This window comes from Novosphingobium sediminis (assembly GCF_007991615.1).
GTDB classification, from domain to species: Bacteria; Pseudomonadota; Alphaproteobacteria; order Sphingomonadales; family Sphingomonadaceae; genus Novosphingobium; species Novosphingobium sediminis.
The window spans coordinates 51,680-75,125 of the sequence record NZ_BJYR01000012.1 but is presented as its reverse complement, the minus strand read 5'-3'; the positions used below and the strand labels follow the sequence as shown (position 1 = coordinate 75,125).

The 23,446-nt window shown below is 66.0% G+C and carries 19 protein-coding genes and 1 pseudogene; 4 read left to right on the top strand and 16 right to left on the bottom strand.

Annotated features, from left to right (window positions below; all coding sequences use genetic code 11):
• Positions 1 to 188 precede the first annotated feature (188 nt).
• The 12 genes from NSE01_RS08810 to fsa all read right to left on the bottom strand — a co-directional run bounded on the left by NSE01_RS08810 (position 189) and on the right by fsa (position 14,089).
• Positions 189 to 1,625 carry an aldehyde dehydrogenase family protein gene (locus NSE01_RS08810; RefSeq protein ID WP_174812021.1) on the bottom strand — a complete coding sequence of 479 codons (1,437 nt, stop codon included), beginning with the start codon at positions 1,623 to 1,625 and terminating at the stop codon, positions 189 to 191.
• A gap of 131 nt (positions 1,626 to 1,756) precedes the next feature.
• A complete protein-coding gene (locus tag NSE01_RS08805) occupies positions 1,757 to 3,418 on the bottom strand; it encodes an acetolactate synthase large subunit (protein WP_147159227.1) in 1,662 nt (553 codons plus the stop codon).
• 148 nt (positions 3,419 to 3,566) lie between these two features.
• On the bottom strand, positions 3,567 to 4,505 hold the full coding sequence (locus NSE01_RS08800; RefSeq protein ID WP_147159226.1) for a D-2-hydroxyacid dehydrogenase: 939 nt from the start codon (positions 4,503 to 4,505) through the stop codon (positions 3,567 to 3,569).
• Positions 4,506 to 4,526: 21 nt separating this feature from the next.
• Positions 4,527 to 5,000 carry a DUF3828 domain-containing protein gene (locus NSE01_RS08795; protein ID WP_147159225.1) on the bottom strand — a complete coding sequence of 158 codons (474 nt, stop codon included), beginning with the start codon at positions 4,998 to 5,000 and terminating at the stop codon, positions 4,527 to 4,529.
• The gene (locus NSE01_RS08790) at positions 4,997 to 5,458 is read right to left on the bottom strand and encodes an RES family NAD+ phosphorylase (protein WP_170233795.1); all 462 of its coding nucleotides are present in this window, start codon (positions 5,456 to 5,458) and stop codon (positions 4,997 to 4,999) included. The genes NSE01_RS08795 and NSE01_RS08790 overlap by 4 nt, the downstream gene beginning before the upstream one ends.
• Positions 5,455 to 7,167, bottom strand: a complete 1,713-nt coding sequence (locus NSE01_RS21745) for a cysteine--tRNA ligase (protein WP_246135119.1) — start codon at positions 7,165 to 7,167, stop codon at positions 5,455 to 5,457. The genes NSE01_RS08790 and NSE01_RS21745 overlap by 4 nt, the downstream gene beginning before the upstream one ends.
• Before the next feature lie 48 nt (positions 7,168 to 7,215).
• Complete coding sequence (locus NSE01_RS08775) at positions 7,216 to 7,962, bottom strand: hypothetical protein (RefSeq protein WP_147159223.1); 747 nt, start codon at positions 7,960 to 7,962, stop codon at positions 7,216 to 7,218.
• 162 nt (positions 7,963 to 8,124) lie between these two features.
• The gene (locus NSE01_RS08770) at positions 8,125 to 8,868 is read right to left on the bottom strand and encodes a hypothetical protein (RefSeq protein WP_147159222.1); all 744 of its coding nucleotides are present in this window, start codon (positions 8,866 to 8,868) and stop codon (positions 8,125 to 8,127) included.
• Positions 8,855 to 10,879 carry an adenylate/guanylate cyclase domain-containing protein gene (locus tag NSE01_RS08765; RefSeq protein ID WP_147159221.1) on the bottom strand — a complete coding sequence of 675 codons (2,025 nt, stop codon included), beginning with the start codon at positions 10,877 to 10,879 and terminating at the stop codon, positions 8,855 to 8,857. The genes NSE01_RS08770 and NSE01_RS08765 overlap by 14 nt, the downstream gene beginning before the upstream one ends.
• Positions 10,880 to 10,892: 13 nt before the next feature.
• Positions 10,893 to 11,561: a nitroreductase gene (locus NSE01_RS08760; protein WP_307725971.1), complete on the bottom strand. Its 669-nt coding sequence runs from the start codon at positions 11,559 to 11,561 to the stop codon at positions 10,893 to 10,895.
• Between the two features lie 27 nt (positions 11,562 to 11,588).
• Positions 11,589 to 13,409: a cobaltochelatase subunit CobT gene (gene cobT / locus NSE01_RS08755; protein ID WP_147159220.1), complete on the bottom strand. Its 1,821-nt coding sequence runs from the start codon at positions 13,407 to 13,409 to the stop codon at positions 11,589 to 11,591.
• A gap of 26 nt (positions 13,410 to 13,435) precedes the next feature.
• Positions 13,436 to 14,089, bottom strand: coding sequence for a fructose-6-phosphate aldolase (fsa, locus tag NSE01_RS08750; RefSeq protein WP_147159219.1), 654 nt, complete (start codon positions 14,087 to 14,089; stop codon positions 13,436 to 13,438).
• A 132-nt stretch (positions 14,090 to 14,221) separates the two neighbouring features.
• Here fsa and NSE01_RS08745 point away from each other — a divergent pair, with 132 nt between their 5' ends.
• Complete coding sequence (locus NSE01_RS08745) at positions 14,222 to 16,399, top strand: primosomal protein N' (RefSeq protein WP_147159392.1); 2,178 nt, start codon at positions 14,222 to 14,224, stop codon at positions 16,397 to 16,399.
• On the opposite strand, the gene NSE01_RS08740 is transcribed toward NSE01_RS08745, so the two are convergent.
• A complete protein-coding gene (locus NSE01_RS08740) occupies positions 16,384 to 17,289 on the bottom strand; it encodes a kinase (protein WP_246135118.1) in 906 nt (301 codons plus the stop codon). The two genes, NSE01_RS08745 and NSE01_RS08740, sit on opposite strands and share 16 nt — an antisense overlap.
• Positions 17,290 to 17,442: 153 nt before the next feature.
• On the opposite strand from NSE01_RS08740, the gene NSE01_RS08735 reads away from it, so the two are divergent.
• Positions 17,443 to 19,053: a family 43 glycosylhydrolase gene (locus NSE01_RS08735; protein ID WP_246135117.1), complete on the top strand. Its 1,611-nt coding sequence runs from the start codon at positions 17,443 to 17,445 to the stop codon at positions 19,051 to 19,053.
• 3 nt (positions 19,054 to 19,056) lie between these two features.
• Here NSE01_RS08735 and NSE01_RS08730 read toward each other — a convergent pair whose 3' ends face one another.
• The 3 genes and pseudogenes from NSE01_RS08730 to NSE01_RS08720 all read right to left on the bottom strand — a co-directional run.
• Positions 19,057 to 19,842 (bottom strand): isocitrate lyase/PEP mutase family protein, encoded by a 786-nt coding sequence (locus NSE01_RS08730; protein WP_147159217.1) that lies wholly within the window; start codon positions 19,840 to 19,842, stop codon positions 19,057 to 19,059.
• 5 nt (positions 19,843 to 19,847) lie between these two features.
• Complete coding sequence (locus tag NSE01_RS08725) at positions 19,848 to 20,351, bottom strand: hypothetical protein (RefSeq protein WP_147159216.1); 504 nt, start codon at positions 20,349 to 20,351, stop codon at positions 19,848 to 19,850.
• A gap of 81 nt (positions 20,352 to 20,432) precedes the next feature.
• Positions 20,433 to 20,960 (bottom strand): annotated as a pseudogene (locus tag NSE01_RS08720) (methylated-DNA--[protein]-cysteine S-methyltransferase); the annotation flags it as partial.
• A gap of 138 nt (positions 20,961 to 21,098) precedes the next feature.
• Between NSE01_RS08720 and NSE01_RS08715 the strand changes: the two are divergent.
• A complete protein-coding gene (locus NSE01_RS08715; RefSeq protein ID WP_147159214.1) occupies positions 21,099 to 22,667 on the top strand; it encodes a S1 family peptidase in 1,569 nt (522 codons plus the stop codon).
• Between the two features lie 191 nt (positions 22,668 to 22,858).
• Positions 22,859 to 23,413, top strand: coding sequence for a F0F1 ATP synthase subunit delta (locus NSE01_RS08710; RefSeq protein WP_147159213.1), 555 nt, complete (start codon positions 22,859 to 22,861; stop codon positions 23,411 to 23,413).
• The last annotated feature ends 33 nt before the right edge of the window (positions 23,414 to 23,446 follow it).

Sequence of the window (23,446 nt, the reverse complement as noted above, 5' to 3'; positions counted from 1 at the left end):
CGCTTTGTGCGGAGGAACCATTACGGCCCTCACCGCGCGCAGGACGAGACCTAACAGGGCGACCCTTAAGCCATTGGTTACGCCAGACAGCGCGTGCCGTTCAAGCGCGTAATCGCATCAACTAGTTCGTTTCACCGCAGCGCGCCGCGCTGTCCCGCGCCGGGACGGCAAACCGCCCAATCGGTTCATCAGACGCGGCGGATCACGAGATTGCGGATCTCGCTCATGTCCTCCATCGCAAAGCGCACGCCCTCGCGGCCAAGCCCCGAATCCTTGACCCCGCCATAGGGCATGTTGTCGACCCGGTAGCTGGAGACGTCGTTGACCACGACACCGCCGACCTCGAGGTGATCCCAGGCCTCAAGCACCTTGTGAATATCCCGCGTGAAGATACCGGCTTGCAAGCCGAATTTACTGTCGTTGACCTCGTCCAGTGCCTCGTTCCAGTCGCTGAACTTCGAGAGGATCACGACCGGACCAAAGGCTTCCTCGGTATAGACATCCATGTCGCGCTTGCAGCCTTCGAGCAGGGTGGCCTCCAGCATCGCGCCCTCGCAGCCGCCGCCTGCAAGCAGCGTCGCGCCGCCCGCCACCGCCGCATCGATCCAGCTCTTCAGGCGCTGCGCTTCCTTGGCCGAGATCATCGGGCCGATGAAGGTGTCACGCGCCTTGGGATCGCCGGATATCAGCGTTTTTACCTTGGCAGCCAGCATGTTGCGGAAGGTATCGTAGATGCTTTCGTGGATAATCACCCGCTGCACGTGGATGCACGACTGGCCTGATTGGTAATACCCGCCAAATACAATGCGGGCGAGCGCGTGATCGAGATCAGCATCTGCATCGACAATCACCGCCGCATTGCCGCCGAGTTCGAGCACGACCTTCTTCTTGCCCGCCTTGGCCTTGAGATCCCAGCCCACCCCCGGCGAACCGGTGAACGAGAGCAGCTTGAGCCGCTCGTCGGTGGTGAAAAGATCGGCCCCGGCGCGGCTTGCGGGCAGAATCGAAAAAGCGCCTTCGGGGAGGACGTCGCACTCCGCCAGCACTTCGCCCATGATGATCGCGCCCAGCGGGGTAAGGCTCGCAGGCTTCATCACGAAGGGGCAGCCGACTGCGATGGCCGGGGCGATCTTGTGGGCAGCAAGGTTCAACGGGAAGTTGAACGGCGAGATGAAGCTGCACGGGCCGATGGGAACGCGCTTCCACATCCCCATGTAACCCTTTGCCCGCGCAGAAATATCGAGCGGCTGGACTTCGCCATAATTGCGCGTCGCCTCTTCGCTGGCGATGCGGAACGTATCGATCAGGCGGGTGACTTCGCCTTCCGCGTCGGCGATCGGCTTGCCCGCCTCAATGCACAGTGCATAGGCCAGCTCGTCGAAGCGCTCGATGAAGCGGCGCACGCAGTGGGCGAGGACGTCGCGCTTCTCGTAACTGGCGAGCCGCGCCATCGGCTCCGCCGCTCGGACGGCGCCGGCAATCGCCTCGTCGATCACATCCGGCGTCGCCAGCGCAGTGCGGAAGGCGACCTCGCCGGTGAACTTGTCGGTCACCACGAGATCGGAGTTGGGCTGCACCGCCTTGTTGTTGAGATAGAGCGGGTAGACGTCTTTGAGTTGAACCATGGTCAGCCTCTGGTGGGGGGCGAGCGCCCCGGTTCTCGTCATTGCGAGGAGCAAAGCGACGAAGCAATCCAGAGCGCAAGTGCGTGACGCTCTGGATTGCTTTGCTCCGCTCGCAATGACGAAGGTGGTGCCTACAGCGCCTTCGACAGCGCCTTGATGTCCTTGTTGAGGATCTGGTCGTTCTCCGAATAATCGACCGGGCAATCGATCAGGTGCACTCCGGGCGTATCGCGGCAATGCGCGAGGAGTTCCTTCAGGTGCGCCGAACTTTCAACGCGGTGGCCCTGCGCGCCATAGCTTTCGGCGTACTTCACGAAATCCGGATTGCCATAGGTCAGCCCGAAGTCCTCAAAGCCCATGTTGGCCTGTTTCCAGCGGATCATGCCGTAGCTGCTGTCATTCAAGATCAGCACGGTGAGATTGAGGCCGAGGCGGACCGCGGTTTCCATCTCCTGGCTGTTCATCATGAAGCCGCCATCACCGCAGATCGCCATGACCTTGCGCTCGGGATAGATCATCGCGCTCATCATCGCCGAGGGCAGGCCCGCCCCCATCGTGGCGAGCGCATTGTCCAGCAGCACGGTGTTGGGCCGGTAAGCCGTGTAGCCGCGCGCGAACCAGATCTTGTAGACGCCGTTGTCGAGGCAGATGATCCCGTCATCGGGCATCGCCGCGCGGATTTCGCTGACGAGGTGCGGCGGGAAGATCGGGAAACGCGCGTCAGCCGCCAGCGGCGCAGTGTGCGCAACTTCGGCGGCGCGGTATTCGAGCATCTTGCCGCAGGTCCAACTGCCGGAGGGCACGATGTCCTCCTTCATCTGCCAGATCGCATTGGCGATATCGCCGATGACCTCGATATGCGGGAAATAGACCGGATCGACTTCGGCGGTCTTGGACGAGACGTGGATCACCGTCGGCCCGCCATCGCGCATGAAGAACGGCGGCTTTTCAATCACATCGTGGCCAATGTTCACAATGCAGTCGGAGTCTTCGATGGCACGGTGAACGAAGTCGCCCGCCGAAAGCGCGGCGCAGCCGAGGAACTTCGGGTGCCGCTCGTCGATCACGCCCTTGCCGAGCTGGGTGGTGAGGAAGGGAATGCCCGTCTTCTCGATGAACTGGAGCAGCATGCGCCCGGTCATCGTGCGGTTTGCGCCTGCCCCGATAACCAGCACGGGAGACTTTGCGTTCTCCAGCGCCTCGACCGCTTGGCGCACCGATTTCGGATCGGCGCTGGGGCGGCGGACCAGGCTGCGCTTGAGGGGGCGCGAATCGGTGTGCTCGTCAGCGATGTCCTCGGGCAGTTCGATGTGAGTCGCGCCCGGCTTCTCTTCCTCGGCAAGGCGATAGGCCTCGCGCACGCGGCTCGGGATATTGTCCGAGCTTGCCATCTGGTGCGTGAACTTGGTGATCGGCCCCATCATCGAAACGACGTCGAGGATCTGGAAGCGGCCCTGCTTCGATTTCTTGATCGGCTTCTGGCCGGTTATCATCAGCATCGGCATGCCGCCAAGCGTGGCATAGGCAGCCGCAGTCACGAAATTGGTCGCGCCCGGCCCCAGCGTTGCGATGCAGACGCCGGTCTTGCCGGTGTGGCGACCATACGTCGCAGCCATGAAGCCCGCACCCTGTTCGTGGCGGGTGAGCACCAGCTTGATCTTTTTGGAGCGCGAGAGCGAATCGAGGAAATCGAGGTTTTCTTCCCCGGGCACGCCGAAGATGTATTCGCAGCCTTCTTCCTCAAGGCATTCGATAAAGAGATCGGACGCTTTCTTGCCGGAACCTTCGCTCATGTGATCGCTCCCCCTTCGGGAGTGCGCACCAGCGCCTCCCTCAACCCAATACGGTCGCGACCACACGGTGGTTACGGCACAGCGCCGCACCCCCTTGGCGCCAAGGGGTAACAAAGCCTCGTGCGGGAGTCACGCCCCGCGTTCAGCATCAGTAACCCAGCGCGAGATCAACCTGATGGGTGAGCGGTTCGCCGCGGTGGTAGCGGTCGAGATTGCCGAGGAAGCGCTCCACCGCGCGCCGGAACATCTTCCCCTGCGCGCGGCCGGAAAGGTGCATGGTGATGTGCACGTTCGGCATGGACCACAGCGCGTGTTCCGCCGGGAGCGGTTCGGGCGTGGTGACATCGAGGAACGCACCGCCCAGCTTCTGCGCCGCGAGCGCCGCCACCAGCGCATCCTGATCGACAACGCTGCCGCGAGCGACGTTCACCAGCACGGCCGAAGGTTTCATCGCCGCCAGTTCCGCCGCGCCGATCATGCCTTCGGTTTCCGCCGTGCCGGGGACGGCAAGGATCACCCAGTCGAATTCACCCAGCCGCGCGCGCCATTGATCGGGCAGGAGCGTGCCCTCGCCCGGTGATCGGCGCACCTTGGTCACTTCCACGCCAAAGCCCGTCAGCGCCCGGTCGACGCGCTGGCCGATCTCGCCATAGCCGAGGATCAGCGCCTTGCTGCCTGCCAGTTCGAGTTTGCCGGGCGAGTCCGTCAGCCACTCATGCCGATCCTGCGCACGCACCACCTCGCGGTAGCCCTTGGCGATATTGAGCATGCCCATCACGACATATTCGGCGATTGTGATCGCATTGATCCCCGCGCCGTTGGTCATTCGCACACCGCGTTCAGCCATCAGCGAGAGCGGCAGGCCGTCCACCCCGGCGTAGATGCTGGTCAGCCACTTGAGCTTCGTCGCCAGCCGGACCGCCTGAGCCATCGGGACCGTGTCTTCGAGATCGAACCAGCCGATCTCCGCCTCAGGCGCCATTTCCATCAGCTCGGCGGTATGGCGGAAAAAGCGCGGCTCGATCCAGTCCGGCAAGTGCGGCTGCACCAGCGGCGCGGCGAGCGCGTTCATCACGAGAATGGTCATCGCCCTCAATCTCCCCGTAGGTTATCTTTTTCTGTGCAGCGCCATGTCTGCTGCGGTGGTTTTCAGCAGGCTTGCGCGCAGACCGCCGCGGAACCCACTCGCAAAAATGTCATCGATCAGCCAGCGCCCGCCAGATTGCTTGAGCACGAAGCGCAGGCGCTCGGTCCGGCCGGGGGCGATGCCGAGCGAAACGCTGGCCATCACCCGGCCTCGGCCGAGCACACGGCGCGCCGTGATGCGCTCATGGAGGCCGCCCGCATCCCAGTCCTGACACTGGCAGAGCCAGTCGAAGTCGGAGAGGTCGTCCACTTCGTCACTGGGCGTCACCGCGCGCCATTTGGCGATCAGCGCCTTGAGGCGCGGGGTGAAGATCGGGCGCTCCCACGCGGCGTCCTTCATGTCGGCGCTGCGAAATGGCGCGTAGATCGCGGCAATGGCCGTCTCGGGCGTCGCGGCCGGTGCAGCCGCGAGGGCAAGTGCGGCGAGCAGGCTCATGGTGTGGCTCCATACAGCGCGCGCATCGGCGGGGTGTGCAGGCACTCGGCAAAGCTGAACGGACGCGTTTGCAGTGCGCCGACCTGCGCGGCGGCGGGATGGCGCGGGTTGAACAGCAGCACATCGCCTTCCGGCAAGACCCTGGACGGCAGCGCCGCTACCATCGAGCGGCGCTCGGTCAGCCAGCTGTTGACCCACACCCGGATGGCGGCTTCATCGAGCACCGCTGGCACCCGCTCCGGCTGTTCGGAAACTTCGATCCAGCCGAGCACAAGGTCTCGCTCCGCCTGCGCCGGATCAGCGGGCTGATAGCGCAGCGCGATAAGCACGGCGAGCGCGGCCTCGGACGCGAAGTGAACGACCGGCAGCCCCGGCGGAGAGTAGCGCCCACCGTGCTCGATCGCACCAGCGCCATCCAGCGCCGCATGGACCGCACGCGTGACGCGCCAGAGCTTCACGCCAGCTTCCACTCCCAGCCGAGCGGATCGCCGTCCATTACCTCGACGCCCTTCGCCGCGAGTTCATCGCGCAGCGCATCGGACCGGGCGAAGTCCTTCGCGGCGCGGGCCTCCTTGCGGGCGGCGAGGGCCGCTTCGATTTCAGCCTCGGTGATGGTCGCGGACTTGGGGCGGATGCGCAGATCGGCGCGCGAAAGTGTGGCGATGCCGAGGCCGAGGACGGCGTCCATCGTTTCGAGCGCGGCCAGCTTCTCTGCGGGATCAACCTTCTTCAACGCAGCGACCTCCTCCAGCACCGTGATCGCGATGGCTGTGTTGAGATCGTCGGAAACCGCGCCATCGAAGCGCTCAAGATGGGAAACGAAGACACGCCCCGGCACAGGTGCGGTGCCCTCCCCTGCCGGAATACGCGCTTTCAATTGCTCGACGGCCATGACCAGCCGCTTCAGCCGCGTGAGCGCAGCGCCGAGGCCTTCCCAGCTGAATTCCAGCTCGCTGCGGTAGTGCGCCTGCAGGCACAGCAGGCGGTAGGCGAGCGGGTGGTAGCCCTTGTCGATGAGCAGCTGGAGCCGCAGGAACTCGCCGCTCGACTTCGACATCTTGCCCGAACGCTCGACGAGGAAGTTGTTGTGCATCCAGATCTTGGCGCCGGAATTGCGCGGATCGTCGAGGCCGTTCGTGCAGCAATGCGCCTGGTTCTGCGCAATCTCGTTGGGGTGGTGGATTTCGCGGTGGTCGATCCCGCCGGTGTGGATGTCGAACGGGAAGCCGAGCACCGCGCCCGACATGACCGAGCATTCAAGATGCCAGCCCGGCGCGCCCTTGCCCCACGGACTGTCCCATTCCATCTGGCGCTTCTCACCCGGCGGGGTCTTGCGCCAAATTGCGAAGTCCTCGTCGTTATGCTTGCCGTCTACTGCCTCGATCCGACCTTCTCGAAGCCTGTCACCGGTCACTCGAACGCTATCAAGGATCAATTGTGCTACGTCATTCGTTTCGGCAGTGTCTGCCCATTCCCAAATACTAATGAGATCGCGATACTTTTTGAGCGCCTTACGAGCGTGCATAGCCCTCAACCCGGCTAAGAACTCCCGGGCAATCGCTGCAAACTCAAGCTTCAGAAGCGCAGTGTCATTAATCGTACTGAGCGATCTCAGTTTCGAACTTATGCTCATAAATTCAGACATTAAGTCATCTTCACGCGCCAGCCGCCCATAGTCCGCGACGGTCGAGACGTCGAAGTAAAGGCCGCTTTCCAGCTCGTAGCAGTGCTTGGCCGCGATACCCTCGGCGAAGGCGATCATCTGCGGCACGTAGTCCGTTGCCACCGTCCACTCAGCCGGCTGGCGGATATTGAGCGCGCGCACATCAGCCCAGTAGGCCTGCTTGTAGTGCTCGGCCACGTCCCAGATCGATTGCTTCTGGGCGGCGGCCATCCGCTCCATCTTGTCTTCGCCGTCGTCCGCGTCATCGGTCAGGTGGCCGACATCGGTGATGTTGATGACGTGGGTGAGCTTGTAGCCCTTGAAGCTCAGCGTCCGCCCCAGCACGTCAGCAAATACATAGGCGCGCATGTTGCCGATGTGCGGGTAGTTGTAGACCGTCGGGCCGCAGGTATAGACGCGCGCCTCACCGGCATGGACCGGCACGAAGGGTTCGGCGCGGCGGGTCAGGCTGTTGAAGAGCGTCAGCGGGGTGGTCGTTTCCATGCCCCGCGCTCTGCCAGCCTGCGCGCCTGCCGGTCAAGGGTGGGCCGCTTACTCCGGCGCCGCCGGGGCGTTCGCCAGCACGTCGATCTGCGCCGAGCAGCCCTTTTCCGCCAGCATTGCCGCCACCGCGACCGGATCTTCCGGCACGTCGGTCAGCAGACGGGTGGTGATCTTCACCGTCTGGCCGACAGGGCTGGTGAAGCGATACGTCTGCCCATCGACGACCGGCAAGGTCGCCACCGGCCAGAGCTTGATCGCGCTGGTGGCGCGGAAGGTGACTTCGGCGGGGGTATTGTCCGGGCCGTAGAGCGTGCCGTTGCCGGTCTCGGCGCGGTTCGGCCGCCACAGGACGACTTGCGCCGGATCGGCAATGCACACGGTGCCGCCGCGGCTTACGTCGACGTACCACACATTGTCGGGCCGCACCGCTTCGGTCGGCACTTCGGTATCGCCGCGCACGGCCCCGGTGCGCGTGCGCGCCCCGCCGCGGGCGACCAGCGCGGCGAGCGCAGTGTTGGCTCCGCCGGATGCCATGTCGCGGTTGACCGTGTTGTCGATGCGGAAGCTGCCGGGGCCGGACAGCACGCGCGAGCCGGCCTGATCGATCACGGTCACCTGATCGCCTGCCTTGAGGCTGACCGCTGCGCCTGCCGGCAGCTTGCGCCCCATCGGATAGGCCGCAGCAGAAGGCCCGGTCGAGCGGATCACCACGGCCTGCGCATGGGCTGCCACGCTCCAGCCAAAGCTGGCGCCGATCAGTGCTGCGGCAGCAAGGGTGCGACTAGCCAAGGACATAACTCTCTCCATCATCCAGTTCGCCGGCCCCGCCAGCGCTGCATCCTTGTGACCGACCGCTGCGATTCGCGCTGTGAGCGCCTGCACAGCGGGCCCGCTGATCCCCACTATGCGCCGCCAGACCGCCTTGGAAAAGCCGTGTTATCCTCCGCAGGGAACTGCTCAATCACGCTGCGCGGTCCCGGTGTTCACTGCTTCCACCGCATCGGCCATCAGCGCTAGCTGCGCAGTGCAGCCCTTCTCGGCCAGCAGCGCAGCGCGATCCACCTGCTGCTCGGGCAGCGGGCCAAGCAGGTGGATCGAAACCCGCACCGTATCGCCCGGCACATTGGCAATCGTATAAGTCCCGCCTTCGACAAGCGGCATCTCCGCCGCCGGCCACTGTCTTACGGCCACTCCTGCGGGCCAGTTGACCGAGACCTCGCGGCTCTCTCCGTTCCGCAGCGTGCTGATGGCCGGATCCTTGCGGGCGGGACGCCACAGCGAAGTCAGCTTCGGATCGCTCAGGCAATATTGCCCGCCCTTGGTCACATCGATGAACCAGATGTTGTGCGCAGCCTCAGGTTCGTCATTTTCGCGCACGGCGCCGGTACGAGTGCGAACGACACCGACCTTCGTCAGAACAGCGAGGGCGCCAAGCGTTCCCACATCCCGCCGCACCACGGCCTCGAACCGGAAACTGCCGGGCCCGAACAGGACTCGGGTGCCCAGCTTGTCCAGAACGGTGACCTTGTCGCCATTCTGCAGCAGCACGGCGGCATTGGCATCAAGCTTTCGGCCCATCGGATAACTGCGCGCCGAAGGGCCGGTCGAGCGCAGCACGATCGCCTGGGCAGCCGCCGAACCGGTGCACAGCGCGGCAAGGCCCAGCGCGATGATGCCGGTGATCGCCCTAGCCCAGCCCATAACTCTCCCCGGGCGCGGTTTCCTCAAGCCTCCGCACCAGTGTCGCAAGCGCGGGATCCTGCTTGGCAAGCGGCGCGACTTGCCCTGCAAGCACCTGCAGGGCCGCAGCATCGCCCGCCGCGTGTGCAGCGACCAGCGCAGCAGCCAGCCGGCCTCCTTCATCATCGCCATCGCCGACAAGTTCGAACACCTCAACCGGCGTGGCGCGCCCGCGAAGCGTCACGCTCCCCATCGGGCGGAACGACGCGAAACCGACCTGTTCAGCAACTTCGCGGCTTGCCAGCACGGTTGTACCAAGCGGCTTGTTGGCGCTTTCGAGGCGGGCGGCGGTGTTCATCGCATCGCCGAGCGCCGTATACTGGATCCGCCCTTCCCCGCCGAAATTACCCACAATCGCCTCGCCATAATGCAGGCCGACGCGGGTGCGGCCGATCGGCGGTACACCCGCCGGAACACTCCGGCGAAACGCCTCGCCCGCCTCGTACATGGCGCGTGCCGCCTTCACCGCGCGCGCTGCATCGTCCTCATAGGCGATCGGCGCCCCCCAGAACGCGACGACCGCATCGCCGACGAACTTGTCGAGCGTACCGCCGTGCGCCAGCACGACCGCTGACAGCCGGTCGAGATAGTCGTTGAGCAGGCGCGCGATCATTTCCGGCTCGACCGCATGGGTCAGCTTGGTGAAGCCTTCGAGATCAGAGAACAGGCAATAGATCGCCCGCTTTTCGCCGTGCAGCGAAAGCCGGTCCGGGTTGCGCAGGATTTCGGCAGCGACCGAGCGCGGCAGGTATTTGCCCAGCGCGCCTTGCGCAAATTCGCGCTGCGCCGCGTTGATCGCCCGCAGCGCCGCGCCGACCGCGGTATAGGCGATGGCCCAGCCGAGCGGCCAGCCGACCGCCGGCAGGTTGAGCGTATCGAAGCCCGCGCGTTGCAGGAGGAACGGAAAGGCGAGAAAACCCGCCAGCTGGGCAATTACCGCCAGCGCCAGTTGCCATGTGCGGACCCGTACTGCCGCAGTCGCCGCACCAAGCACGACAGCGATCAGCGCGCCAAGCACGCGCGCCCACTGCGGCAGGGCGGCCGGGAGAGCCTTGTCGAGCAGCTGCGCCAGCATTGTGGCGTGGATCGCGACCCCGATGGTCTGCTTCTCGCCCATGATCAGCGTGTTGGTGCGCGTGAAGGGCGTGTCGATCTTGTCGAAATCCGAGAAATGCGCGCCGATCAGCACATAGCGGCCGCGAATCTGCGCTTCCGTCAGCGCCGCCGTGTCCGGATCGGCGAGGAAATCGATCGGAATCTCGTCAAACACCGGCCTGTCGCTCGATGCCGGACGCCGGAACCGGATCGCCCCGGCAAAATTGCCGAAGCGCGGATCGGCATCGGCGGTGTGCTCGGTCATCGCGACGGAGAGCAGCGATGGCATCCCGGCCTTGTGCGTCGGCCAGCGGCGCGACACGTTATCGGCATCATTGTCGAGCAGGATCGAAGCGGGCTGAACCGTTGGCCCACGCACGGCCTGCATCGTTCGGCGCAGATCCTGCTCCTGCTCCCACGAAATGAATTCCGGACTGGCCTTGCTGGTGGCGAAGGCGAGGTAAACCGGGACCGGAATATCCTTGAGCGCCGCATGGAGCAGCGGATCATCGGGCTGTGCGCTATCGAGCAGCACGTCGACGCCGACCGCCTTGGCGCCGAGCTTGCCGATGTTGACCAGCGCCTGCGCCATCACGGTGCGGTCGACGGGTGATATCTTGCCGGTCTTGCGGTTGGTATCGGGCGTGTAGACGACCAGCGTGATGCGCTTGTCGGAATCGACCGGCTTGGCGAGCGCGGCCACGCGCACATCGTAAAGCGCTGCTTCCGCATTGGTGAGCTGCGGCAGCTTCCAGCTATTCAGCGCGACAAACAGCGCGGCCGCGAGCAGCAAAGCGGCAATCGCGAGCCGGAGCGGGCCGAGTTGGCGCAGCCCGCGCGCCAACCCTTGTGCCGCATCTCCGGATCGCGCTGCCACTCGCGCGGCCCCCTCAGAAGCCGAGGAACTTCACGTTGCCATCCACCGGCTCACGCTCGCGCGGGAAGTTGTTCACCGGAGCTTCCTCCTCGCGGTAGCCGATGGCGATACCGCAGAAGAAGATATGGCTTTCATCCGAAACGCCAAGGAAGTCCTTGATCAGCTTGGCATACACGGAAAGAAATTCCTGCGGGCAGCTGTCGAGCCCCTCGCCGCGCAGCAGCAGCATGACCGTCTGCAACCACATGCCGACATCCGACCACTGCGGCGGCCCCATGCGGCGATCGAAATAGCACAGCAGCACGGCAGGCGCGCCGAACGAGACGAGGTTGTCGCCCATGAACTTGGTGCGGGCCTCCACGTCCTCGCGACCGATGCCCATCGCGGCGTACATTGCCTTGCCCACGCCGTGGAGACGCGCCTTGCATTCGGGGATCACTTCCGGATCGTCCCAGCTGTACTCGCGCGGGTCCTGCGGCGGCGTCACCGCCATCTTCGCCTGCAATGCCTTGAGCGGCTCGCCGGTTACGATGGTCGCTTCCCACGGCTGGAAATTGCAGCCCGAAGGTGCCCAGCGTGCGGTGTCCATCACGCGGCGCAGCACATCGAGCGGAACGGGCTTGTCCTGGAACGCGCGGACCGAACGGCGCGTGAGAACAGCTTCGGCAACATCCATTGACATCAAATTCCCCCTGAAATTACAATTAGATCAATCGTCATCTTCGAAAAGGCCAGCAAGCTGCTCGACCATCGTGCCGCCAAGCTGCTCTACGTCCATGATGGTAACCGCGCGGCGATAATAGCGCGTGACGTCATGGCCGATGCCGATGGCGACGAGCTGAACCGGTGACTGCTTCTCGATCCAGTCGATCACCCGGCGCAGGTGCTGTTCGAGATAGCCCGCAGAGTTCACCGAGAGTGTCGAATCGTCGACCGGCGCGCCGTCGGAAATGACCATCAGGATGCGGCGGTCTTCCTGCCGCGCCAGCAGGCGCGTGTGCGCCCAGAGCAGCGCCTCGCCGTCGATGTTTTCCTTGAGCAGCCCCTCGCGCATCATCAGGCCGAGGTTCTTGCGCGCGCGGCGCCAAGGCTCATCCGCCTTCTTGTAGACGATGTGGCGCAGATCGTTGAGACGGCCGGGATGCGCGGGCTTGCCGCCCGAAAGCCACGCCTCGCGCGATTGGCCACCCTTCCACGCGCGGGTCGTGAAGCCGAGGACTTCGGTCTTCACACCGCAGCGTTCGAGCGTGCGCGCCATGATGTCCGCGCTGATCGCTGCGATGGAGATGGGGCGTCCGCGCATCGAACCCGAATTGTCGATCAGCAGCGTGACGACGGTATCCTTGAATTCGACGTCGCGCTCGATCTTGTAGGACAGCGAATGGCCCGGCGAAATGACGACGCGGGCGAGGCGCGCCGCATCGAGCAGGCCCTCTTCCTGATCGAAATCCCACGAGCGGTTCTGCTGCGCCATCAGGCGGCGCTGGAGCCGGTTGGCCAGCCGCGTGACGATGCCCTGCAGGCCCTTCAGCTGCGCATCGAGATAGGCGCGCAGGCGGGTGAGCTCTTCCTCGTCGCACAGCTCGGTGGCCGAGACGACTTCGTCGAACTGGGTGGTGTAGGACTTGTATTCCCAGCTTTCCGGCAGATCGGTCCACGGCCGGTTGGGGCGCGTGGGCAGCATGCCCTCGTCGCCTTCGTCGGCCTTGTCGGCATCGGCGGTGTCTTCCGAGGTCTCTGTCTGGTCCTGCTCTTCGCCCTGCTCGTCGCCCTCGGTCGTGTCGCCGGCGACTTCGCTGGGCTGCTGCTCGGCGCCATCATCGGAGGCGTCGGGCTGGTCCTCAGCCTGATCGTCGGCCTGCTCGCCTTCGTCCTCATCGCCGCCGTCATCCGCCTCGTCGGTGGACTTGGTCAGATCGAGATGGCCGAGCATTTCGAGCGCAAGGTTCTGGAAGGCTTTCTGATCGCCGAGCAAATCGACGAGGCCTTCGATATCCGCCCCGGCGCGCGCCTCGATCCAGCTACGGACCATCGCGGTGCCGACTTCAGCGGCGGCAGGCACGGCCTGTCCGGTCAGCTTCTCGCGCACCAGCATGGCAAGCGCAGTGGGCAGCGGCACATCCTCCGGACGGATCGCGCGCGAAATCGGATCGGACGCGAGGCGCATGGTCGTCGCGGCATCGAGGTTGCCGCGGATGCCGGCATAGCCATCCGAACCCAGTGCTTCGTAGCGGACCTGCTCGACCGCGTCATAGCAGGCGCGGGCCAGCGGTTCGACCGGCGCGCCGCGCCCGTGCAGCCCTTCGTCATGCAGCCTGAGCTTCAGCGCCATGCCATCGGCGAACCCGCGCGCCTCGGCCACTTGCGCAGCCGGGAGCGCGCGGCCAGGCATCGGCAGGCGCAGGTTCGTCCCTGTCTGGGTCGGCGCATCGGCCGTCCAGGCAACTTCGAGCTCGGGAACATCCGCCACGGCCCGCGCGGTGCCGGCAAGCACCGAGCGGAACTGGTCGAGAGGGCTTTCGTCAGGCAATGCTTGGTACGTCCATCATTTGGCGATCAGCCGATGCTCTGCCCCGTCTTGGCCCAGTCCGCAAGGAACCCTTCGATGCCCTTGTCGGTCAGGACGTGCTTGAACAGGCCCTTGATGACGGCGGGCGGCGCGGTGATCACGTCGGCGCCAATCTTGGCGCTTTCGAGAACGTGGACTCCGTGGCGGATCGAGGCGACGAGGATTTCCGTGCCGAACGCGTAGTTGTCGTAGATCAGGCGGATGTCGCGGATGAGGTCCATGCCGTCGAAACCGTTGTCATCGTGGCGGCCAACGAAGGGCGAGATGAACGACGCGCCCGCCTTGGCGGCGAGCAGCGCCTGATTGGCCGAGAAGCACAGCGTGACGTTGACCATCGTGCCTTCGCTGGTGAGCGCCTTGCAGGTCTTGAGGCCATCGATAGTGAGCGGCACCTTGATGCACACGTTGTCCGCGATCTTCCGCAGGATTTCAGCCTCGCGCATCATGCCGGCGTGATCGAGCGCCACGACTTCGGCCGAAACCGGACCCGAGGTCAGCCCGCAGATCTCGCGCGTCACTTCGATGAAGTCCCGCCCCGCCTTGGCGATCAATGAGGGATTGGTGGTCACGCCATCGAGCAGCCCGGTGGAGGCAAGGTCGGCGATTTCGGCAGTGTCGGCGGTGTCGACGAAAAACTTCATGGGAGAGTGCTCCTGTACTCGATTCTTCCAACCCTATAGCGCGCGGCGGGCGGCTGTGTAGCCTGTCATTCTTCCCCAAGCGGATGGCGGTGAGGCTTTGCCCCCAAGGCCAGCAGTCCCTAGATGGGATCCATGACCCGCGTGCGCTGCATCGTTTTCAACTCGGCGCTCGGCGCTCTGGACTACCGGCTGCCGCCCGGGATGGACGCGCCGGCGGGCAGCGTGGTGGTGGTGCCGCTGGGGCCCCGGCAGATACTGGGAGTCGTTTGGGACGAAGGCGAACTGCCCGGTGAAGAGGGCAATGATCCCTGGCCAGAACACAAGCTGCGCGCCGTGCTGGAAGTGCTGCCGGTGCCCGCGCTCCCCGCTCCGCTGCGGCGGCTGATTGCATGGGCGGCTGATTACTATCTCGCCCCGCTCTCCGCCGTCGCACGGATGGCGCTTTCGAGCAGCGCGGCGCTGAAAGGCAGCGGCACCGTCACCGAATACCGGCTGACCGGCGAAGAACCGGCGCGGATGACGCCGCAGCGGCTGCAGGCGCTCGATCTGCTGCACGGCGAACAGGCGACGATGCGCGAGCTGGCCGAGATCGCCGGTGTATCGGAAGGCGTGCTGCGCGGGATGGTGGGGCAAGGCCTGCTGGAGCCGGTACTGGTTGACAGCGACCGCCCATACCCCGCGCCCGATCCGCACTTCGCCGAGCCGGAACTCGCCGAGCAGCAGGCAGAAGCTGCGGCGGAAATGGTGGCGGCGGTGGAAGCGCATCGGTTCCAGCCGTTCCTGCTCGATGGCGTGACCGGTTCGGGCAAGACCGAAACGTATTTCGAGGCGGTGGCGGCGGCGCTGGAGGCGGGGCGACAGGTGCTGGTGCTGCTGCCCGAAATCGCGCTGACGGCGGCGTTCCTCGGACGGTTCGAAGCGCGCTTCGGCACCCAGCCGGTGACATGGCATTCCTCGCTCAAGGCTTCGGAGCGGCGGCGCGCGTGGCGGCAGGTGGCGTTTGGCGGAGCAAAGGTGGTGGTCGGCGCGCGGTCGGCGCTGTTCCTGCCGTTTGCCGATCTCGGGCTGATCGTGGTCGACGAAGCCCACGAGATCGCCTTCAAGCAGGACGACGGGGTGCGCTACAACGCCCGCGATGTCGCAGTGATGCGCGGACACTTCGAGGCTGTACCGGTGGTACTGGCGAGTGCCACCCCGGCGCTCGAAAGCCTGCAGATGGCCGAAGCCGGGCGCTACAAGCGGCTGGTGCTGCCGAGCCGGTTCGGCGGGGCTCAGTTGCCAAGGATCGAGGTGGTGAACCTCACTGAATTGCAACCGCCGCGCGGGCGCTGGCTGGCGCCGCCGCTGGTTGAGGCGCTGCAAGACCGGCTCGGCAAGGGCGAGCAGAGCCTGCTGTTCCTCAATCGCCGGGGCTACGCGCCGCTGACGCTGTGCCGACACTGCGGGTTCCGCTTCAAGTGCCCGAATTGCTCGGCATGGCTGGTCGAGCACCGCCTGTCGCAGCGCCTCGCCTGCCATCACTGCGGACATGAAGTGCCCCCGCCGCCGGTCTGTCCGGAGTGCGGGGAGCCGGATTGCCTCGTCGCTTGCGGCCCCGGTGTGGAGCGAATCGCCGATGAAGTGGGCGAACTTCTGCCGGGCGCGCGCGTTGCCGTTGTCACCTCCGACACGCTGGCGAGCCCAGCCGCAGCGGCGGAGTTCGTGGCGCAGGCGGAAAGCAAGGCTATCGACGTGATCGTAGGCACGCAGCTCGTCACCAAGGGCTTCCACTTTCCGGAGCTGACTTTGGTCGGCGTGGTCGATGCGGACATGGGGCTCGACGGCGGAGACCTGCGCGCGGCGGAGCGGACCTACCAGCAGATCGCGCAGGTCGCGGGGCGGGCGGGGCGCGGGGCCAAGCCGGGCGAAGTCCTGATCCAGACGCGGCACCCCAAGGCAGCGGTGATTGCTGCGCTGGCGAGCGGGGAGCGCGATGCGTTCTATGCGGCCGAGACCGAGGCGCGGCGCGAAGCGGGGGCGCCGCCATTCGGGCGCTGGGCAGCGATCATCGTCTCGAGCGAAGACGAGGCCGAGGCGCGTGATGCTGCCCGCGCCATCGGCGGCGCTCGGCCAGATGAGCCGGGCGTGCTGATCCTTGGTCCCGCCCCTGCCCCGCTTTCCCTGCTGCGGGGTCGATACCGCTACCGCCTGCTCATCGCGGCGCGCCGCTCGGCCGAAGTGCAGAAGCTGATCCGCGCCTGGCTGGCCCAGTTGCGGTTCCCGCAGGGCGTTCGGGTCGCGGTCGATATCGATCCTTACTCTTTCGTCTGATCGGCGAAGCGAACCGAGCCGATGGCGTGATCGGGCGCCAGCGGAATGAGGACATCTGCACGCGGCGGCAGGTCAGCCAGAAGATGCCGCGTCAGGCGTTCGTAGTGCATCACGAAGCGAGCGATTTCGGCATCGGACATGCCGCTGACGGTGCGGGCGCGCAGTTTCGCTTCCTGCAATTGCCGCCAGCCAAGGACCGCCTCGAAGCAGGGGGCTTGCAGCATGATGGTGAGATCGGGCGCATTGAACAGCGCGCGGTAGGGGCCAGCCAGCGCCGTGTTGACATGGCGGCGCCAGATGCCGGCGGGGTCTTCCTCGGCCTCAAGCCGGTTGATCGGGGCGATAAGATCTGCCTCGGCCTGCGGACGAGCCGCCACGCACCAGCCTTCAAACAGGAGGACATCGGGCGGCGCGGCAAGGCGCGGCCATGCGGCTTCGGGCGCGCGGTCATCCGCCGCCTTGTCGAAGCGCGGGAGGACGAGCCCGCCATGCCCCGCCCGCACCCCGTCCAGCACGGCGAGGCCAAGCGCGACATCGTGCGTGCCGGGTACGCCGCGTGTTCCGAACAGGGGGTGGACATTGCGCGCAAGGTCGGTCCGTTCCGCCCGCGTCAGATAGAGGTCGTCGAGCGAGAGCGTGGCGGCTTGGAGATCGCATTCGCTGGCGAGCAGCGCTTCGAGCATACGGCACAGTGTGGACTTGCCGCTCCCTTGCGAGCCGCTGACGCCGACGATCAGCGGGCGGCCTTTCACAGCGCGGCGCGCGGCAATCCACGCGGCGAGCGGGCGCCAGTGCCGATCGATCGTCGTGCGGTAGCTGGTGGGCAGGCGTTCGGCTTCGATCAGCGCGGCGAGCGCTGGGGAAAATCCTGCCCCATTTGATATCGGCACGCCTGCTTCCTCCCGCTTGGCCTCTATCCGTGATTTTGTGGGCCGGTTCCAGTCTCAGCCCAAGGCGCCGCACGTTGCAATCGCTCCGATCGGAGAATATAGAACGAATATTCTAATAAAGGGATGACCGGGGTGGAATCGCGCAGAAGCATCATGAAGCTGGGCCTAGCAGGCGCGGTTGCAACCGGCAGCGGGCTCAGGGTTGACCCGGCGCAGGCTGGCGCAGGGATATCTGGCGCCGATGCGCAGCCGCAATGGGCACGCGGCATCGAGGGGCAGCGGCGCGCCGATCTTGGCAATGGAACATACCGCAATCCGATCCTCGCCGGGGACTACCCCGATCCGTCCGTGCTGAAGGACGGCGAAGATTACTACATGACGCACTCGTCGTTCGATTCCGCGCCGGGCCTGCTGATCTGGCATTCGCGCGATCTGGTGAACTGGCGTCCGCTGGGGCCTGCCCTCCCCCGACCTCTGGGGACGGTGTTCGCGGTCGACATCGCCAAGCACGACGGGCGCTACTTCATCTACATCCCCTTCATGAAGGCGCCGTGGTCCGAGGGCCTCGCGAGCTTTGCCAATATCTACGTGATCCACGCGCCTTCGATGGCAGGGCCGTGGAGCGAGCCGATCGACCTCAGGATCGGCGGGCTGATCGATCCCGGCCACGTGGTGGGCGAAGACGGCGCGCGCTATCTGTTCTTCAACGGCGGCAAGCGGGTGAAGTTGACTCCCGACGGGCTGGCGACCGCGAGCCCGGTCGAATCGGCCTATGAGGCGTGGCGCTATCCCGATGACTGGATCACCGAGGCCTATTCACCCGAAGGCCCGAAGCTGTTTCGCCGGGGCGGGTACTTCTATCTCGTCAACGCGGTTGGCGGCACCAGCGGGCCGCCAACGGGACACATGATCGTCGCTGCGCGCTCGCGGTCGGTCCATGGGCCATGGGAGCATTGCCCGCACAATCCGATCCAGCGGACCCGGTCCCGCGCGGAAATGTGGTGGTCGCGCGGGCACGCCACTTGCGTCGAAGGGCCGGGCGGACAGTGGTTCATGGTCTATCATGGCTACGAGAACGGCTACCTGACGCTGGGACGGCAGACGCTGCTGGAGCCAATCGAATGGACCGCGGATGGCTGGTTCCGCGCCAAGGGCGGCGACCTTTCGCAGCCGCTCGCGATGCCGCGCGGGCCAGCGGCGGCGCATGGCATGGCGCATTCGGACGACTTTGCCGCCAGCCGGCTCGGCACGCTGTGGAACCTCTACGGCAGCGCCCCCAGCGATGCCCGGCGCGTGCGATTGGGCGGCGGCGAACTGGTGCTGGAGGCCAAGGGCAAAAGCCCGGCGGATGGCACGGTGCTGACCCAGCAGGTGGGTGACCGGGCCTACGAGATCACCGCCGAACTGGAACTGGAAGGCGCAGCAAACGGCGGGCTGCTGCTGTTCTTCGACGACCGGCTGTTCCTCGGCATGGGCATCGACGGCCAGCGGATGACGACCTGGCGCGGCGGCAAGGCCTCCTACTGGCCGGAACCCGCGCCGCCCGCGCGCCAGATGCATCTCAGGATCACCTGCGAGGACCAGATCGCGACGTTTTACTACAGCATCGACGGCAAGGTCTGGACGCGCCACGGCGTGCGCAGCGAGGTTTCCGGCTACAACGCCAACACGGTCGACAACCTGCTCAGCCTGCGCCCCGCGCTGTATGCAGCAGGTGATGGGGCGGTGCGGTTCCGGCAGTTTGGGTATCGGGCACTGGGGTAGGCCTCAGGCGCCTGCCGCATAGGGCGGCACCGCGCCGCCCAATATCGCTCTTGCCTGCTCGCGCAGCCAGTCCATCGCTGCGGCCCATGGCTGGTGGCCGTGGCTGATGCGCGCCACGCCAAGCGCGGCGAGCGCGTCGCGGTCACCGCACGGGGGAGACCACAGGATATTGACCGGAAGAGGCGATCTTTCGCAGATCACGGAAATGGTGGCCGCATCCGACAAGAACGGGACGAACAAACCGGCTGCACCCGCATCGGCATAGCGGCGAACGCGTTCGATGACTTCGTTGGCAAGTGCTGGACCATCGGCGGCCACATCGCGGCCGCGGAATACGTCGCAGCGGGCGTTGACGAAGAGGCCGCTGGCGGCAGCTGCAGCGATGCGGGCGGCAGCTTCCTCCGCAGGCAGCGGAGCGCTGGTGCCGGATAGGCGGTCTTCCATGTTGATGCCCGAGGCGCCTGCCGCGCGTGCCGCGGCGACCGAGGTGCCGACTTCGGCTGGCGTCGCGCCATAGCCCGCCTCCAAGTCGATGCTGACGGGCAGTTCGGTGACCCGCAGGATCCGCTCGAGATTGGCGATCGCATCGGCGAGCGCAAATGTCTCGCCATCCTTGAAGCCCTGGCTTTCCGCGACGCCATAGCTGCCGGTGGCGATGGCCTTGGCCCCGGCAGCAGCGACCGCGCGGGCTGAGCCTGCATCCCAGATATTGACCAGCACGAGCGGATCGCCCGGCACGTGAAGGGCGCGGAAAGCCGCGATGGTTTCAGCCGAGGCCGCGCCCGTCATCGCCCTCACCCCTCCAGCAGCGCGGCGGCCTGAAGCAGGCGGTTGCCGTGGTCGGTTTCCTCCTTGCCATTGGCGCGCAGGAGTGCGGCGGCTTCATCATTGCCGATGCTCGCGGCCCAGCCCTCGTAGAGCGTCTCGCCGTCGAACTCGGTCTGGGCGAGTTTGCGCAGCGCGGCCGGGGTGAGTTCGCCGATCGGGAACACGCCGCTGGCGAGGTAGGGGTTGGCATCGGCTTCAGGCGGCGTGAAGTCCGTGCCGGTGAGGACCTTGAGCACGGCGGCGGCGCGGGTCGCGTGGAGGAACTCCTCGTCGCCATTGGTGCAGAGCAGGTCCGCAACGGCAGGGTTGTCGCTGCCTGCTGCGGTCGCACGGTAAAGCTCGCGGCTGGCAGCCTCGACGAGGCACATGACCTTGATGTCCGTCACGGTGGGCGCGGTGACCGTGCCGATGTGGGCGAAAGCCTCGCCAATGGTCTGCGGCATACCGGGTTCGAGCGTGACGGTGGGCATGGAGTTCTCCCTTGGATGTTCTGATTCCGCGCGAGGGTACATCACGCCTGCCCCCGATGGGAAGGCGATTTAACCGCGCGGCTAAATCAGCAGAAGCGCGCCTTCGCGCTGGAGCAGCCTGGCCTTGATCTCGAGGCCCCAGGCATAGCCGCCAAGGCTGCCGTCCGTGCGGATCACGCGGTGGCAGGGAATGAGCAGCGAGACGTGGTTCGCGCCATTGGCAGAGCCCGCCGCGCGCACCGCGCCGGGCCGGCCGACTTCGGCGGCAAGCTCGGCATAAGTGCGCGTCTCGCCCTTCGGAATGCGGCGCAAGGCCTGCCAGATGCTTTGCTGAAACGGCGTGCCGGAAACATCGACGGGGATGTGGTCGAAATCCGTCTCGCCGGGGGCCTCGGCGGCTCTTACGATTTCCACAAGGAGCGCGGGGAACGTGCCACCGCCCTGCACGCGCTCTGCCTTGGGGAACCGCTCGGCGAGGACAGCGGGATCCTCCCCGAACGAAAGGCGGACGACGCCCTTTTCACTCGCGGCGACGAGCATCGGGCCGAGCGAGGTCTGCGCAACATCCCAGCGGATCACTGTGCCCCGGCCGCCATCGACCCAAGCAGAAGCTGCGGCGGAAGGCGTCTGGTCGGAATGGCTCATGGCGGTGCTCCTGCTGCTTGGTCAGGCGGCGATAGCGGCTTCCTGCTCGCTACGCCTCCCGCTGCTTGCGGTCCAATCGAATCCCGGCAACAACCGTGGACGATGCACAGACTTTACCGCCTGATCGCCGCCTTCGTCGCCCTCATGATCGCCGCGCTGCCCGGCGTGGGGACGGCCGATCCCGCCGATATCGCCGCTGCCAGTCGGGGCGTCGTGCGCGTCGTGCTGATCCGGTATGACGGCGGCGCGGCACAATTGGTGAGCCATGGCACGGGCTTTGCCATCGCGCCCGATCTCGTGGTGACTAATGCCCATGTCGTGGAGGACCTGCGCAGCAGCGACGGGATCGTGGCGGGGGTCGTGCCTTCCGAAGGGCGCGGCGGGTTTGCCGTGACAATTGCCGCCTATTCGCCCCAGCGCGATCTGGCGCTGCTCAAGCTGAAGCAAGGCGCCTCGCTCGCGGCGCTGACGGTGTTTTCAGGCGCGCCGGCGGATAGCCAGGAAGTCTATGCTGCGGGCTATCCCGGCAATGTCGACATGGCCGAAGGGCTTTCGATGGGCGACCTTGTCAGCCCGCAGGCCGCCGTGAAGACGCGCGGCTATATCTCCGCAGGGCGCTCGTCCAAGGCCTTCGATACGATCCTGCACACGGCGCCGATCGGGGCGGGCAATTCGGGCGGGCCGCTGCTCGATGCCTGCGGACGGGTGATCGGCGTCAACAGCTTCGGCACCGTGAGCGACAACTCAACCGATTCGGCGTTCTATTTCGCGATCTCGATGCGCGAGTTGGCCGCGTTCCTGCAGGAGGCCGGCGTGAGCCCGCATGCGAGCGGCACGCCCTGCACTTCGATCGCCGATCTCGACCGCGCAGATGCAGCGCGCGGGGCGGAGGATCAGGCGCGGCTGGCGGCAGAGGCGGAAGCGCGCAAGGCAGCGCAGGCGGACTTTGCCGCGAAGGCACAGCACGATGCCGAACTGCAGATCCTGTCCGAGCGGGACAACGGGCTGGCCATCGCCGCCGTGCTGCTGCTCATGGCGTTTGCGGCGGGGGCGGGGGCGTTTGCCTTCATGCAGCGCGGCAAGCAGCGCGAACTGAAGATTGCGGGCGGCGCTGCGGGGCTGCTGCTCACGGCGGCCATCGGCACCTGGCTGCTGCGTCCGCCGCTGAGCCTGATCGACGAGCGGGCGAAGGATATCATCGCCGAAGCCAAGGCCGAGACCCAGGCCGGCCCGACTGCAGACGCCAGCGCCGAAGCGCCAGAAACCCCGCAAAAGCTGGTCTGCGTGCTCGATCCGCAGCGCAGCCGGGTTACCGTCTCCGACGTGACCGACGTGCCGCTGACATGGGCTCCGGGCGGCTGCGTCAATGGCAAGACGCAGTATGGCCTTGCCGGGGATGGCTGGAGCCGCGTGCTCGTGCCGCAGGGCGAAGCGACAGTCTCGGTCACACGTTTCGATCCGGAGCGGCGGGAGTACACGGTCGAGCGCTACCTCATGGGGCTCGACGCGATGACCGCCGTGCGGGAGGCACGCACGAAGCTCAAGTCACCAGCTTGCGGCGGGAACGAAGCGGCAGCCCGTGCGCTGGGTGAAGCGCAGGGCAGCATCCGCGCGCTGCTCCCCCCCGAACCCAATGAGCGGCTGCGGTACAATTGCCATCCCGCGCCGTAACGCCCACCTGATTCTGCGCGATTTCACCCACGCTGCCCCAATGCCCCACGGAATCGGCATCTGGCATCTTGTCAGGCCGGGACTTGGTTGCTAGGCGCGCCCCCATTGCGGGCCGCTGTGTTTTGTGCACGGCACCATGGCTCATGCAACCTACATTTGCGATCCATCCTGGATGAAGGGGACCAAGGCGCGTGGAGATTTCCGGCGGGATTACGGCCAGCTTGGCGGGACGTTACGCGGCCGCGCTCTATGACTTGGCGGGCGAACACGGGGTCGTGACGGCGGTCGAATCCGACCTCGACACCCTCGCTTCTGCGGTGCGCGAATCGGCAGATCTTGCCTCGCTGCTCAAGAACCCCGAAGTTTCGCGCGATGCCGCGGCGAAGGCGGTGGATGCGGTGGCAGAGCACCTGAAGCTCAGCACCCTCACCCGCAACTTCCTCGGCGTGCTCGCGGCCAACCGCCGCCTCGCCTCGCTGCCCGACGTCGTGCGCGCGTTCACCGTGATCGCTGCTGCCGCGCGCGGCGAAGTGACCGCCGAAGTGACCACCGCGCACCCGCTCGATGAAGCGCAGCTCGCGCAGCTGGCTGACAAGCTCAAGGCCCGCGAGGGCCGCTCCGTCACGGTCAAGGCCCATGTCGATCCGGCTATTCTTGGCGGCCTCGTCGTTAAGATCGGCAGCCGCATGATCGACGGCTCGATCCGTACCCGTCTCAATTCGCTTGCCCAGGCCATGAAGGGCTAAGGCCCAGGGCTAAGCAAACAGGCTTCATGAAAG